Origin of the sequence: Streptomyces sp. NBC_00457, assembly GCF_036014015.1 — a bacterium.
Taxonomy (GTDB): Bacteria; Actinomycetota; Actinomycetes; order Streptomycetales; family Streptomycetaceae; genus Streptomyces.
Genome location: NZ_CP107905.1, coordinates 9,818,340 through 9,831,468, shown reverse-complemented (window position 1 = coordinate 9,831,468; position 13,129 = coordinate 9,818,340). Strand labels below are relative to the sequence as shown.

The following is a 13,129-nucleotide window of genomic DNA, read 5'->3' as shown; positions in this document are numbered from 1 at the left end:
TGCACCACGTCTCCCTCCCCTCTGGCTACTCTCCCCTCCCTGCACCACCGCCATGGAGCCACAGTCGGCCATCCTGCGGTCATGCCGGTCCCCCGCATGATCGGCGCGTGCCGGGCTGTGATCGCCGCGCCAGCCCCTCCGTCGGCAAGAAGCGGCGTGCTGTCGGCAATGCTCCGTATCGCAAGCCGTTCATCCCGTCGGCGGTCGGCCGCCCCCCTCCAGCAGGTGCCGTACGTACTCGCGCAGGAGCCCGCCGGTGTCGGTGTCGTCATCGACCTGCATGCCACGGCCTCGGCATGCTCTCTTCAGGTGTTCCCTGAGCCATGCGTCGGCAGGAAGGTCCCAGCACTCCTGGTCAATACGCTCGGCGGAAAGACCCCACTCGATGATGCGCTGTTCCCACTGCCGCAGATCACCCGCGACCTGCTCGGCCACCGTGCAGTGCGGCGAGCGAGACCGCAGCCGCGCGGGAAACGGCTGCGTCAGCAGCGCATCCACGGCGTAAGCGAGCGGGATGACGCCCCGCTCCACCGCGCGACCATAGACGGCCAACTCCTCCATATATGCGGCCAGTTCGGCACGCGAGGGAGATTCCGCCACAGCCCCGCCCCTCCTGCGCCAAGGACCCACCGGATCCACAGCATTCATCCTTCGGAACCATGTTTCGCAGCAGTGAGTGTGGAATGCTCCCATCCCCCGCACCGGACCACAACGTCCCGGTCCGCCCGCGAGGAGCGTCGGACGGGCACGGCACGGCGTCACGGACCCACCCTGTGGCGCACGTCACGTAAAGGATTTGTGAGGTTTCGGACAACCCTTTGTGTTCGCTGCCGGTCATGTCTGCGCACACATCGGTCACTCCTGCCTCTGAGGTTCGCATGAGGCTTCGCCGTTCCCTGGCCCTCGCCGCCGCGACGGCCGCCATAGCCCCGGCTGTCCTTCTTGCGGCACCGGTCGCCTATGCCACGGACGACAGCCCGTCGCCGACGGTCAGTGAGACGGCCCCGACCGAGGAGGAGTCCACGCCCGCGGAGGACGACACGACGCCGACCACCGACGAGACGACACCGCCCGAGGACGAGACCACCCCGGCCGAGAACGAGACCAGCCCGGCCGCTTCAGACTCCGCGTCGCCCAGCGCCTCGGCCACCGTGTCGGCCTCCCCCTCCGCCTCCGCGACGACGGCGCCCGCACCGGGCCCCGTGGAGTGCGAGGACGGCGAGGACGTGAAGTTCGACGACGACCTGCACACCGGCCTCTCCGGCCTGCCCTCGAAGATCGTCGCGGGCAGCGGCTTCCACGGCTTCAAGCTCGACGTCAACAACACCGGCACCCACAGCTACCAGCGCGTAGATCTCGGAGTCTTCGCCGCCCAGGTCGACGAGGACGACTTCTTCATCGACACCAGCTACCTCACCCTGCAGTTCAAGGACCCGGCCACAGAGAAGTGGGCCGACATCTCCCTGGACGGGAACGACGAGGGCGCCGGCTACCTCGGCTACACCGACGTCAAGGCCAAGGAGTCCTTCTCCATCGACCTGCGCCTGGCCGTGGACAAGAAGGCCCCGGCCGGCCTCGGCTTCGCCATCAGCATCGGCATGTACGCCGACGACGAGGGCAACTGCGTCTTCTCCGGCGACGACAGCTTCTACGAGTTCGACATCCTCGCTGCCGGCTCCGCCCCCGGCGACGTCGACGACTCCAAGCCCCAGGGCGGCAGCAAGCCCCTGCCGACCAAGCCCGTCGGCGACACCCAGATCGACCCGCAGGGCAACCTCGCCAACACCGGCGCCGGCTCCATGCTCCCGACCATCGCCCTCGCGGGCGGCGCTGCCGTCGCTGTCGGCACCGGCGCAGTCTTCCTGGTTCGCCGCCGCAAGACCGGCAGCACCGGCATGGCTGCCTGACCGTCGCCTCAGCCCGAAGGGGCCGCGCCCGCCATCCGCGGGTGCGGCCCCTTCGCCGTGCTACTCCGACGGACAGCTAACTGCCCGAGCACACTGCATCCTCGCAGCACGTCCGCCGGTCGCGGCAAGGTCGGCCGTACGACCCTTGCCGCCCAAGCGAGCGAAGCGCTCGACGCCCTCTCCGACGCGATCGCGCCAACCGCCTACAGGCTCCCCTCACTCAGACAGGCCGCCGATCACCCGGTCAGCGCGGCTCCGGCGATGGGTGCGATGGCGCTGACGATGGTCACGGTGCCCCAGCGGTCGGGGACGGGAGTGGCCTGGTGGCGAAGCAGAGATTGCCACCCCTCCTCACGCTCTTCTGACGGCCCTGATCGTGTCCGCGGCCAGCGCGCGGATCGTGGGCAGTTGGGCGTACAGCTGGTCACCGGGGCATTGGGTGTTGTAGCCGTCACGGTGGCCGTGGATGGTCGGGAAGCTCAACTGGGCGCCCTTGGACCAAGTCTTGCCGAAGTAGTTGCGGCCTGCGTCGCCCGCGGTGAGGGTGGTGATGCCGTTCGGTTTCACGCCGTGCAGGCTGAGTTTCCACCCCGCGAGCTCAGACACCGCTACCAGGGCTGCCTGGCTCGGCACGACGCTCGTGTAGTTGCCCAGGACCGCGATGCCGGTGGTCTCCGTGTTGAAACCGTAGGCGTGGGCGCCCATGACCGGCTGGTCGACGCCGCCCTTGCGGCCCTCGTAAGCCGTGCCGCACTTGTCGACGAGGAAGTTGTAGCCGATGTCCTTCCAGCCCAACTGACTGACGTGGTACGTGTAGATCCCCCGTACGACGGCCGGGGCGTCGGCGCAGGTGTAGTCGTTGCTCCCGGCGGTGTGGTGAACCACTGCCGCCTTGACCTTCTTACCCGGCAGGTAGCCGGGTGACCCCGGACTGATCGATTCATCCGCACCCCACCCGGCACGCGAGGTGATGAGCGGGCGTGCTGCGGTCCCGCCGGCCGGTACTCCATGGGCGGCGGCGGGCGGAAGCCACGCGGACGCTGGGGTGTCGGGTTCGCCCGGACCGGGATCGATCAGGTCCAGTCTCAGCCCCTCGGGCAGGGCGGAGACTGCGGCGGGGTCCGCGACGATGCGTACTTCGCCGCTGTTGGACGGTCCCACCCAGACCGGGTCCGTGCCGCCCCGCCGGGCTGTTTCCTCTCCCCGACTGCCGTCTCCGTCCAACCTCAGCCAGCCGGACCACTGCCCCGTCGCGACGGCCTTGGTTCGGATCTCCACAGTGGCGGCGAGTCGAGCGGAGGGATCGTCCCAGGTGACCCCCAGCATGCTGAAAGGGCTGGTGCCGATTGTCCCTGGCGAGACGACACCGTACCGATCGGGCATGATCTGCACCGTATGGACCGCACTCGGCGTCCCGGTGGGACCTGGATCTGCTGACTTGGCGTGGCCATAGGCGGTCGGCACGAGTAATCCCTGGGCGGCCAGTGTCCCCGACAGGGCTGTGGCAACGATGTGCACTCGGCTCCCCACCAGCTGTTCCCCTTGTCCGGCCGCTTCTTAGAGTTCGGGCAGCGAGTGTGGCAGCCATCCGGCGATCATCAGTTAATCGACACGGATGCGCCGTCGACGATCACGGTCCATCTCCCCGGGAGAGTGAGGACCGTTGGGTCGGATGGTGTATCAGTCCTGGCCGACCCTGCCGCGTCGTCGCCACCTCTGGCGTTCGGACATTTGTCACATGTGCACCACTGGCAGGTGATGGGTGGGTCAAGGCCGGGCTGCCATGATGCTGCCATGCAGCCGTGCAGGAGAGCAGCGCGTACTGGCCGAGGCTCGGCCACGGCGGATGAGGGCGGGCCGCGATGACGTGGTCGTGGGGCGGGGGCCCACGGGGTTTCTGGGCATTGCGGTTGAGACGCGACCGTCCGCAGGAGCGGAACCAGCCGATGGAGATCGTGCTGCACGACGGCCGGGAGCATATGGTCGGGCGGCTGCGTTTCCGCGTGTGCCCCGCATGCCGTACAGGGCGGATCCACGACGTCTGGATCGATGAAGATCGGCAGCGGCAGGGACTGGGCCGGGAGGCCCTGCACTCGCTGCTCGACCTACACCCCGGCCACGGGTGGAGCACCACACTGCAGTCCCGACAGGGCCGGGCCTTCTTCACGGCGATGACTCGGGAGACGTCCACGGACTTCCCCGCCGGTGGCGCGTTGTGCTGCCATCTCAGAGGGCGGTTCGGGCAGTTGGTGCACCGCTTGACCGGTTGACGTTCGGTGCCGCAAGCCGTGCATTCACTACCCGGTGACGCGTCAGTTGCAACGTAACCGGGTGCATGCTCCTGGCCGTCTGCGACGATGGATCTTGCCCTGCGGGAGCGCGAGATGAGGACGACCTGTCCTACCCCTCAGTTGCGGGGAGCAACCGCCCGGTGCTGGAGGGGACGTGAAAGAAGAGAACGGTCGGCTCGCCGTACTGTCCGGCCTGCCGTTCGTCATGATGGCTACGGTGGCCGTGGTCGACGTCGCCATCGGGCCGACGGTGGGACTGCTGCCGCTCGTGTCGTTGGGACCGGCCTTTGCTCCGCTCGTCGGTGGCTGGCGGCGCACCGCGTGCATCGGTGTGATCGCGCTGGTGCTCACCGCCGGACTGGGCTTGTACGACGATCTGTTCGACCGCGTGCGCGGCTATGTGAGCATCGCCTCGGTCTTCGGCGTCACTGCGGCGGGACTCGTGGCCGTGTCCATGCGTGAGCGCCGGGAGGCGGAACTGGCCAACGTGCGATCGATCGCCGAGGCGGCGCAGCTGGTGCTGCTCAAGCCGGTGCCGCGCCTGGCGGGGCACCTGCGGGCAGCGGTGTCGTACATGTCCGCTGTGGCTGAGGCGCGCATCGGCGGAGATCTGTACGAGGTGGTCGCCTCGCCCCACGGCGTGCGGGTGATCGTGGGCGACGTGCAGGGCAAGGGACTGGAGGCGGTGGAGACTGCGGCCGTGATCCTGGGGGCCTTCCGGGAAGCCGCCCCGGACGAGGCAGACCTGTCCGAGGTGGGACGCAGGCTGGAGCGGGCCGTCAACCGGCAACTGGAGGACGAGAAGTTCGTGACCGCAATCCTCGCCGAGGTGAGGGGCAACGAGGTCACCTTCCTCAACTTCGGCCATCCCCCACCCCTGCTCGTCCGCACCGCTGGTGCCGTGCTGCTTCCCGAGCCGCCCGCGTACGCGCTGCCGCTCGGCCCACGGCGTGACCGAACCGGAGCCGTTCCGCACCGCCTTCGTTCCGGGCGACCAACTGCTGCTCTACACCGACGGGATCACCGAGGCACGGGATGCCGAAGGCCGTTTCTACCCTCTCGCTGAACGCGCCCACTTGCTCAAGGAAAGCGATCCGGAAGCCGCCCTGGAAACCCTGCGGCAGGATCTTCTCCAGCATGTCAACGGCCCCTTGCAGGACGACGCTGCCATGCTCTTGCTTCGCTACCGGTGACGAGTCACCTCACCGAGGCACACACCGGCTCCCCGGCAGACGCCCACCGCTCCCGCGCTGATCACCGACTTCGCCACGCCGCTGACCAGGGTCGGCATGTACGCCCTGCTGCGTGCCTGGACGCTGCTCTTCGCCCGCACCGGCATGTGGACCCAGTCGGCGTGCGTGGCGATCACCGCCGTGCCGAATCGTCCAGGGAGTCACTCCCTCAGCCTGGTGCTTCTCTCGGCCTTCTCGTCGTGCACGGACTTCGGGCAGTCCGGGTTGTGGCAAGGGCCGGGCTTCCACAGCGGGACGAAGATTCCCATCGTCTTGTGACGTGTGATCTCCGCGGTCACGGGGCTATTGCACACGGGGCAGACATGTCCGGTCCGCTGTGCCGTTGCGCGCTCGTCGCTACCCATACCTCAAGAATAGGCTCCTTTTGCAAGAAATTGGAGATTTCTTTACGAAAGGAGTTCGGGGAAGTCGCGGAGCGAACCTGACTGATTCACCGCGGAACACGCAGGTCAGCTCTCTGGCGGTGGGTCGCTTGCGTCCGGCGTCTCCTGCACAGGGGGCTGTTCGCCGGCCGAGCCCGAGGCATCGCCGTTCTCGTCCCGGTGAGCGGAGGAAGTCCCTTCCTGGATGGTGGGGCGGGGATGCCGAATGCTCAGTGCGACGGATACAGCCAGGACTACGACGATGACCGCCAGGCTGACCGGTGACGGGATCTCGGGGATGCTGTTGCTGAACAGCTTGTGGGAAGCCTGGAGGATCAGCTTCACGCCGATAAAGGACAGGATCAGCGCGAGGCCCGCGCTGAGGTAGTGGAACCGGTCCAGCAGCCCGGCGAGCAGGAAGTACAGGGCGCGCAGGCCCAGGATGGCGAACGCGTTGCTGGTGTAGACGATGAAGGCGTCGTCGCTGACCGCGAGGACGGCGGGCACACTGTCCACGGCGAAAACGAGGTCGGCCGCCTCGATCGCGGCAACAACCGCGAGCAGCGGTGTGGCGACCCGCTTACCGGCTTCTCTGACGAAGAACTTCATCCCGGCGTACTCGTCCCGAACGGGCATGACCTTGCGCAGCAGCCGCACGGCGACGCTCTTGCCCGGGTCGAAACTGCCCTCTTCCTCCTTGAAGATCTTGTAGGTGCTGTAGAAGAGGACCGCTGCGAAGGCGAACAACACCGCGGTGAACCGGCTGACCACGGCCACCCCAGCGGCCAGGAAGACGCCTCGGAACACCAGCGCGCCCATGACGCCGAAGAACAGCACACGGTGCTGGTAGGCGCGCGGCACCTTGAAGTAGGCGAAGATCAGCGCGAAGACGAACAGGTTGTCGACCGACAGGCTCTTCTCCAGCAGCCACGCGGTGGTGTACTCCACCCCCGGTGTGACGCCCAGCACCAGGAAGACGACTGCGCCGAAGACGAGGGCAAGACCGACCCACACCCCGCTCCAGGCGACAGCTTCCTTGAACCCGATGACATGCGCCTCCCGGTGCGCCAGCAGGTCCACGGCCAGCGACACGATCACGGTGACGGCGAATGCCGCCCAGAGCCACAACGGCACATCGAGCACGAAAGCCCCCTCAGCGAGCGGGGGTGCAAGACTTCCTCTGCGAAGAGTGTGACGCACCGGTTCAGGCTTGTCGCCCACACCCGCGCGACCGACACCAGGGCTGGGCCGTCCGCCCATAGGTGTCGGTGTTCGAGCACCTGTGTCGGGCAGCGCCGACTGGTTACCGGTGAAGGAGACCGGCGTAGCTGTCACGTGCCGTCCGCAGCGTCTCGATCTCGACGCGGCTCGATTCCCGCACCATGCTCGCAGCCCGGTTTCGAGCATGTCCACGCAGTCCGTAGCCGACTGCTGAAGGTCCACCGGGGGCAGTCCCGGTCGCGCGACTCGCTGTCGTCACCCCCCGAACGTGGCGACCGCGTCGACGCCGGCGTGGTGCAGAACGCTCTACACCGCGCGCCGGGCTCCGCGGATATGGAACACGGCGGGTTCCGGCAGTGTAGTGATCGGCCATCAGGCCCGTAATCCGTCGGTCGCCGGTGATCACTGCACGAGTTGCGGTACCCGTCACACGTCATGATCAACGATCAAGAACTCGACGCCTTACCGCCGCCCATGTACGAGCTCATCAGGCGGAACGGGTGCGTGATTCGGCACGGCCGGCGTCGACCTCGGTCAGTGAACCGTTGCACACGTCGTAGACGAACCCGCGGACTTGGTCGGTGTGCAGTATGAATGGGGTGTGCCGCACCCTGGCCACCGAGGTTCGCACGCTGGCCTCGACGTCCCGGAAGGTCTCGAGCGACCAGGTTGGCCGGAGGCCGGTGTCGTTCTCCAGTTCGTCCTTGAACTCGTCTTCGGTGAAGGTCGCGAGGCCGCACTGGGTGTGCTGCATGACGATGACCTCGCGGGTGCGCAGCTTGCGTTGGCTGATGGAGAGCGAGCGGATGATGTCGTCAGTCACGACTCCGCCGGCATTGCGCAGGATGTGAGCTTCGCCGTGCTTCAGCCCGAAGACATCGAACACCTTGATGCGGGCGTCCATGCAGGTGACGATCGTCAGGTGCAGGCTCGGCACCGGAGTGATGATGGTCGGCGTACCCGGCCGTGGCGAGTCGACGTTACGCCGCAGCAGTTCGTCTATGGCGGTCATGGCCATCTTCTGGTGGTAGATGGTCACGGCCGCTTCCTCGCGGCACTTCATATCCCCATGCTTGCGTTCCTGCCCTTGATGAAAACCCGCTGAAGGTCCCCTCGGCAAGGGTGTAGGTGGTCATCACGGCGTTCAGCCAGCTGCCCGGCGCCGGGAACACGGCCCTCTGCTCGCGGCGTCCTCTCAGGTCACGGTGGTGCCGGAGAGGGTCGTGACGCGGCCTTCCCCTGGAATCGACGTTCACGCGACAGCCTCGAAGCACATGAGCCTGCCCGCGCCCCATCGACTCATGGCGCGCGCTCGACCGCGGCGCAGCCGGGGCCCGCCGCATGCCCTCAGTGGCTGCTGATCGCGCAACGAAGTTCCTCAGAGGGCGTCGACGCCGCTTGTCGGTGGCGCGTTAACCGGTCCCAGATGGCGATCTTTGGTCTTGTATTGACTCGATCTATACGGCATCTTTACTCGCGGAGTGCCGGGAAGCCTGGTCGGCAGCTCGGTCCGCCATGGGCCGAGGTTTCCGCATGCTGTCGACCTAAGAGTGGGGCCGATGTTCCAGCGCGTCGCCAAAGAGATCCTTTCCGGCCTGACTGTGGCGATAGTGGCGCTACCGCTGGCAATCGCCTTCGGCATCACGGCGACCGGCACCTCCGAGGGCGCCCTGGTCGGACTGTACGGCGCGATCTTCGCCGGATTCTTCGCGGCAGTGTTCGGTGGCACTCCCGGGCAGGTGACCGGCCCGACCGGTCCCATCACTGTCGTCGCCACCGGAGTGATCGCCGAGCACGGTCTGGAGGGCGCGTTCCTCGCGTTCATCATGGCCGGCGCGTTCCAGATCCTGTTCGGCCTGTGCAGGCTCGGGTCGCTGATCCGCTTCATACCCCACCCTGTGGTGTCGGGTTTCATGGGCGGGATCGCGCTGATCATCATCCTGGGCGAACTGGACCAGGTGCAGAGCAGTTTCCTGGTGGTGGCGGGCACGATCGTGCTCATGCTCGTTTCCGCACGAGTGATCAAGTCGATTCCGGCGAGCCTGATCGCGCTCGTGATCACGACTCTGGCCCTGCGGCTGGCGGACTCGTGGCTGCAGGACGTGCGCGTCGGGCCGGTTCCGCTCAACACGGCGATCGACTACATAGGCCAGATCCCGGAGTCGATACCCTCGATCACTGTCCCCGACTTCAGCGGGTCGCTGCTCCTCACCCTCGTCCTGCCCGCGCTCAGCATCGCCGTGCTGGGCTCCATCGACTCGCTGCTGACGTCGGTCGTCATGGACAACATCACCGGTAACCGGCATCGCAGCAACAAGGAACTCATCGGCCAAGGCCTCGGCAACGCCGCCAGCGGGCTGTTCGGCGGCCTGGCCAGCGCCGGCGCGACCGTCCGGTCCGTCGTCAACGTCAGGAGCGGCGGCCGCACCGCGCTGTCGGCGGCCACGCACAGCGTCATCCTCCTCGCGCTCGTGGTCGGCCTCGGCGCCGTCGTCCAGTACATTCCGCTCGCGGTGCTGTCAGGGATCCTGATCGTGACCGCGGTCGGCATGTTCGACTGGGAGAGCCTGCGCAAGGCGCATGTCTCTCCGCGGGGTGACGTCGCCGTGATGTTCGCGACGATGGTCATCACTGTCGTCGTCGACCTGACCGTGGCGGTCGCCGTCGGCGTCGCCCTGGCACTCGCCGTCCACGTTGTGAAGTCGCGCCGCCACAAGGCGTCAGTCGTGCACGACGGCTTCGACACTTACCGCATCGAGGGGCCGCTGTCGTTCCTGTCCGTCGACCATGTCTTCTCCACCCTGCGCGACGACCGGTCGAACGTATCGCTGAGCCTGAAGGACGTGGAGTACATGGACATGTCCGGGGCGAAGGCGCTGCTGACCTTCATCGATCACTCGCACAGGTCCGGCGTCGAACTCGGCATCAAGGACCTGCCCCCGCATGTCGAAGAAAGACTGATCGCACTCGCGGACGAGGAGCAGCGTCACAAGCTGAGGGCCGTTGTCGAAGACCGCCTGGCCACAGAAACCACCTAGGGTCCGTCTTCAAAACAGATCTTGCCCAGCGCAAGAGCGCGGAAAGCGTGACCGCTGCTTCGTAGAAGGTGGCCGTCTTCTCGCATCTCAGGGCGATGCCGCGGAAGCCGTTCAGCCGGTTGAAGCAGCGTTCGATGGTGTTGCGTCGGCGTTAGGTCTCCCGGTCGACTGGCGGCCGTCCGCTGCGGCTGCCGCGGTTGTGACGGTGCCTTTGCTGGTCGGTCTTCTCAGGCATGGTGTGTGCTATGCCGCGCCTGCGCAGATAAGCGCGAAGGCCGCGGGAGCTGTAGGCCCTGTCCGCGACGACCTGGTCGGGACGACCTGGTCGGGACGACAGCGTGACCGGCCAAGGCCGATGCGAGGGACACGGATCCGCTCCAACAGGGTGCGCGCGCAGATGCTGTCGTGACGTTGGCCCGGCGTCACGAGGATCGCCAGGGGGCGCCCGCGGCCTTCGCAGTCGAGGTGGATCTTGGACGTCAGGCCGCCTAGGGATCGGCCGAGGGCGTGATCGTCCGGTTCGTCCCGCCGGTGCCGCCCCCCTTGTTTTCGGCCGGTAGCGGAGGCGCGTTGGCGAGCGCGGACGATGGAGGAGTCGATCTGGACTAGCCAGTCGGTGTCTCCCGCGGCATCGGCCTGGGCTTGGATCTGCTGCAGAGCGCGGGTGAACGCACCGTCGAGCGCGTAGCGGCGGAACCGCGTGAAGACCGTCTTCCACGGACATTAGCGTTCCGGCAGGTCTCGCCACGAGATCCCAGTACGGATCTCGTGGACCATCCCGTTGATGACCTGCCGGTCATCAACGCGCGGCCAACCCATGGCGGCCCGTAGTACCAACGGAGCGAGTAACTCCCATTCACGATCGCTGAGTTCATGGCGACGCAGTTGTCGCATCACCCGAGTACATCCAGTACGCGGGCAATGCTTCGCCTTCTGAGTCGGCACCCGGAGCCGGGGGGTGTCAGAGCTCGCGGCCGGCGGTGTGTGCGGGGTTGTACGCGAGTTCCAGCTCGCGCAGCATTCGGGTCAGGTCGGCCGGAGCCGCTGCCAGGCGGACCGGGGTGCCCGCGTCGTCGAGTTCGGCGACGTGCCAGCTTCTGCTGATCGCCTCCTCATCGCCCTGAGCCCGCCGCACGTTCACGACGGTGAGCCGCTCCACCGGGATTGGCCTCTCCGCGAACCGGCCGGGGCCGCCGTGGGGCACCACCGCGGGCGGGCCGTCGCCGAGGACGATGTGGGTGCCGAAGCCGTGCGGGTTGTAGTCGGTGTGGTCCAGGTAGCGGGCAGCCAGGAAAACCTCTCCCCGCACGGAGGGTGTCCGGACCGCTCCCGTCTCCCCTGGTGTACGGATGCGTGTGGCGCGCCACACCCAGGCGAACAGGCCCAGACTCACCAGCGAGCCTGTTGCCCACCACATGATCGGCGTGCGCGATGAGAACAGGGTGGTGGGGTGGAGGTAGCACAGCGGCAGCAGCCACACGGCGGTAACGACCAGCGCGCCCGCGAACGGCAGTGCCGACGGGAGCACCTCGTCCTCGGCCAGCCGGCGCCCGCGCCGGCGCATCAGCAGCAGGGCTCCCGGGTACGCCGCCCCCAGGCTCAGCCCGGCCGCGATGACGGCCACGTCACCGGCGGGCGTCATGTGCTCGCGCCAGACGTGCCGCTCGCCGGCGACCACCCTGATCCCACCACGCCAGAAGGTCACCTCGGCCCGGTCACCGGCCGCGAACCCCTGGGCGCCTTCGTACGAGACCCTGACTCGCCCCGCCGGCGCGCCGTCAGCGAAGTACAGCCAACTGGGCTTCTTGCCCCCCTGGGGCTCGGCCCGCGCGATCACGGCCGGCACGGTGGTCAGGCACTCGCCGCGCACCGCTGCGGGCGTCTCGGCGGCACACGGCACGGCCGCCTCCCACTCCCGCTTCTGCGCATTGGCGCTCGGCACTGACCACGCGGCCAGACTCGCACCCGCGAGCAGCAGCACGCACAAGGCCATCAGCCACCGCCTGCCACGCCCGGCGGTGCGGTACGACACGACGGGGAGATGCATCGACTCCGGCGCGCCGTAGCAGCGGTGCAGTGCTCGGAGCGCCTCCACCTCCGAGTCGAACGCCGGGTCGTCGTATTTCGCGGTCTGTGGCAGGGGCAGGCGCAACTTGCGTCCGCCGCGCAGCACCAGGTCGACGCGACGCACATCGCCGTTGCGCACACGCTGCAGTCGTATGTGCAGGTCCGCGACCTGGCTCCACGGCACGCTGCGGCGGCGCAGCATCATCCGGGAGTGCACGCCGTACGCGTCGGCGCGCACCTGAGCTGTGGCCCAGAGGAGCAGCACAACGGCCATCAGCACCACCGTCAGGCCGACAGTCATCCACAGGACGAACCACTTGCCCCAGCGTTCCGTGGGCAGCAGCACCGTCAGGAACGCCCAGATCCCCATCACGGCGCCGAATCCGGCGAAGACCCGGCCGGGGCGGCTGATGAGGGGACGGCAGGTCATGTCGGGCGCTTCGGGCATGCGGATGATCCTGCCATCCTCGGAATCGCATAAGCATGTGCGGTGAGCGGCAACGCCCTGGTCACGGACATTGCCGGGCTGCGGCAGGCGCTTCCTGCTCGGCAGGCCGGCAATAGCCCGGGATACGACGTCATCCGGCATCCGAGCGTTCCCGGCACATCCAGCTGCGGGTTGTCCAGGATCGGCAGGACCGAGCTGGGCCATCCGGCAGTCAGCCCCTGCCCGACGTGCCGCTTCCAGCGGTGGTCAGGCGCTCCGCGCTGGCCGGCTGGGCGGGATACGACCAAGCCAGCTCCGTCCGGGCGATCACGGGAGGGTCTGGCCTTCGAGGGCCCAGCGGATGACCGTTTCACCGTTTCCGCGATGGAAGGACTGCTGTCCTGGCGTGCTGGTGTGCCACGATGGCCGCCAGGAGGCGTGATGCAGTATGTGGGGCTGGGGGCGCTCATCGCGTTTGCTCTGGCTGTAGCGACAAGTGGTGTGGTCGAGCTTCTCACCGGGTGGATCCATCCATGGGAACGCGCCCGGGTCCTGCGTCCCGT

Annotated in this window: 10 protein-coding genes and 2 pseudogenes; 4 read left to right on the top strand and 8 right to left on the bottom strand. The window is 67.6% G+C overall.

The window, feature by feature from the left end; genetic code table 11:
* Positions 1-189: 189 nt before the first annotated feature.
* Positions 190-600, bottom strand: a complete 411-nt coding sequence (locus OG828_RS44840; protein ID WP_328504369.1) for a hypothetical protein — start codon at positions 598-600, stop codon at positions 190-192.
* Between the two features lie 278 nt (positions 601-878).
* On the opposite strand from OG828_RS44840, the gene OG828_RS44835 reads away from it, so the two are divergent.
* The gene (locus OG828_RS44835) at positions 879-1,907 is read left to right on the top strand and encodes an LPXTG cell wall anchor domain-containing protein (protein ID WP_328504368.1); all 1,029 of its coding nucleotides are present in this window, start codon (positions 879-881) and stop codon (positions 1,905-1,907) included.
* A 351-nt stretch (positions 1,908-2,258) separates the two neighbouring features.
* Here the strand turns inward: OG828_RS44835 and OG828_RS44830 are convergent, their stop codons facing one another.
* On the bottom strand, positions 2,259-3,290 hold the full coding sequence (locus OG828_RS44830; RefSeq protein ID WP_328504367.1) for a peptidoglycan recognition protein family protein: 1,032 nt from the start codon (positions 3,288-3,290) through the stop codon (positions 2,259-2,261).
* A gap of 479 nt (positions 3,291-3,769) precedes the next feature.
* On the opposite strand from OG828_RS44830, the gene OG828_RS49710 reads away from it, so the two are divergent.
* Together OG828_RS49710 and OG828_RS44825 are read left to right on the top strand one after the other, a co-directional pair.
* Positions 3,770-4,177, top strand: coding sequence for a GNAT family N-acetyltransferase (locus tag OG828_RS49710; protein ID WP_443062476.1), 408 nt, complete (start codon positions 3,770-3,772; stop codon positions 4,175-4,177).
* 226 nt (positions 4,178-4,403) lie between these two features.
* A pseudogene (locus OG828_RS44825) lies at positions 4,404-5,391 on the top strand (PP2C family protein-serine/threonine phosphatase).
* Here OG828_RS44825 and OG828_RS44820 read toward each other — a convergent pair.
* The 4 genes from OG828_RS44820 to OG828_RS44805 all read right to left on the bottom strand — a co-directional run bounded on the left by OG828_RS44820 (position 5,382) and on the right by OG828_RS44805 (position 8,046).
* Complete coding sequence (locus OG828_RS44820; protein ID WP_328504366.1) at positions 5,382-5,567, bottom strand: hypothetical protein; 186 nt, start codon at positions 5,565-5,567, stop codon at positions 5,382-5,384. The pseudogene OG828_RS44825 and the gene OG828_RS44820 sit on opposite strands and share 10 nt — an antisense overlap.
* Before the next feature lie 24 nt (positions 5,568-5,591).
* The gene (locus OG828_RS44815) at positions 5,592-5,729 is read right to left on the bottom strand and encodes a hypothetical protein (protein ID WP_328504365.1); all 138 of its coding nucleotides are present in this window, start codon (positions 5,727-5,729) and stop codon (positions 5,592-5,594) included.
* 171 nt (positions 5,730-5,900) lie between these two features.
* Positions 5,901-6,956 (bottom strand): TerC family protein, encoded by a 1,056-nt coding sequence (locus tag OG828_RS44810; RefSeq protein ID WP_328504364.1) that lies wholly within the window; start codon positions 6,954-6,956, stop codon positions 5,901-5,903.
* Positions 6,957-7,521: 565 nt separating this feature from the next.
* The gene (locus OG828_RS44805) at positions 7,522-8,046 is read right to left on the bottom strand and encodes a beta-class carbonic anhydrase (RefSeq protein ID WP_443062532.1); all 525 of its coding nucleotides are present in this window, start codon (positions 8,044-8,046) and stop codon (positions 7,522-7,524) included.
* A gap of 547 nt (positions 8,047-8,593) precedes the next feature.
* On the opposite strand from OG828_RS44805, the gene OG828_RS44800 reads away from it, so the two are divergent.
* The gene (locus OG828_RS44800; RefSeq protein WP_328504362.1) at positions 8,594-10,072 is read left to right on the top strand and encodes a SulP family inorganic anion transporter; all 1,479 of its coding nucleotides are present in this window, start codon (positions 8,594-8,596) and stop codon (positions 10,070-10,072) included.
* 19 nt (positions 10,073-10,091) lie between these two features.
* Here OG828_RS44800 and OG828_RS44795 read toward each other — a convergent pair.
* Positions 10,092-10,966: pseudogene (locus tag OG828_RS44795) on the bottom strand (IS5 family transposase); the annotation flags it as partial.
* Positions 10,967-11,033: 67 nt separating this feature from the next.
* Positions 11,034-12,587, bottom strand: a complete 1,554-nt coding sequence (locus OG828_RS44790; protein ID WP_328504361.1) for a PH domain-containing protein — start codon at positions 12,585-12,587, stop codon at positions 11,034-11,036.
* Positions 12,588-13,129: the final 542 nt, after the last annotated feature.